Source organism: Streptomyces sp. NPDC004658 (assembly GCF_040609555.1).
Lineage (GTDB): Bacteria > Actinomycetota > Actinomycetes > Streptomycetales > Streptomycetaceae > Streptomyces.
Genome location: NZ_JBEXKG010000440.1, coordinates 1 through 1064, shown reverse-complemented (window position 1 = coordinate 1064; position 1064 = coordinate 1). Strand labels below are relative to the sequence as shown.

General features: G+C 69.6%; 1 protein-coding gene. It reads left to right on the top strand.

The annotated features are described in order from the left end of the window. Positions 1 to 15: 15 nt before the first annotated feature. Positions 16 to 1064: serine--tRNA ligase (serS, locus tag ABZV94_RS42000; RefSeq protein ID WP_356350441.1), on the top strand; the 1049-nt coding region annotated here is incomplete at its 3' end.

Below are 1064 nucleotides of genomic sequence, written 5' to 3'. Positions count from 1 at the left end.
CGGTAGCCTGGAGGGGTGATTGACCTTCGCCTGCTTCGTGAGGACCCCGACCGTGTTCGCGCCTCCCAGCGCGCCCGTGGAGAGGACGTCGCCCTCGTCGACGCCCTTCTCTCCGCCGACGAACGGCGCAGGTCGTCCGGGGTCCGGTTCGACGAGCTCCGTTCCGAGCAGAAATCGCTCGGCAAGCTCATCCCCAAGGCCTCCCCGGAGGAGCGCGCCGAACTCCTGAAGAAGGCCGAGCAGCTCAAGGCCGACGTCAAGGCGGCCGACGCGGCGCAGGGCGAGGCCGACGAGGAGACCCGGAGCCTGCTGCTGCGGCTCGGCAACATCGTCCACACGGACGTCCCGGTCGGCGGCGAGGAGGACTTCGTCGTCCTGGAGACGCACGGCACCATCCGTGACTTCGGCGCCGAGGGCTTCGAGCCCAAGGACCACCTGGAGCTCGGCGAGGCGCTGGGCGCGATCGACATGGAGCGCGGGGCCAAGGTGTCCGGGTCGCGCTTCTACTACCTGACGGGCGTCGGCGCGCTGCTGGAGCTCGCCCTGGTCAACGCGGCGATCGCCCAGGCCACCGAGGCCGGCTTCATCCCGATGCTCACCCCCGCGCTGGTCCGCCCGCGCGCCATGGAGGGCACCGGCTTCCTCGGCCAGGCCGCGGAGAACGTGTACCACCTGGAGAAGGACGACTACTACCTGGTCGGCACCTCCGAGGTACCGCTCGCCGCGTACCACATGGACGAGATCATCGACGCGGACAAGCTGCCCCTGCGCTACGCGGGCTTCTCCCCGTGCTTCCGCCGCGAGGCGGGTACGTACGGCAAGGACACCCGTGGCATCTTCCGGGTCCACCAGTTCGACAAGGTCGAGATGTTCTCGTACGTCGACCCGGCGGAAGCGGAGGCGGAGCACCAGCGCCTCCTCGACTGGGAGAAGCAGTGGCTGACCGCTCTCGGGCTGCCCTTCCAGGTGATCGACGTCGCCACCGGCGACCTGGGCGCCTCGGCCTCCAGGAAGTTCGACTGCGAGGCGTGGATCCCGACCCAGGGCAAGTACCGCGAGCTGAC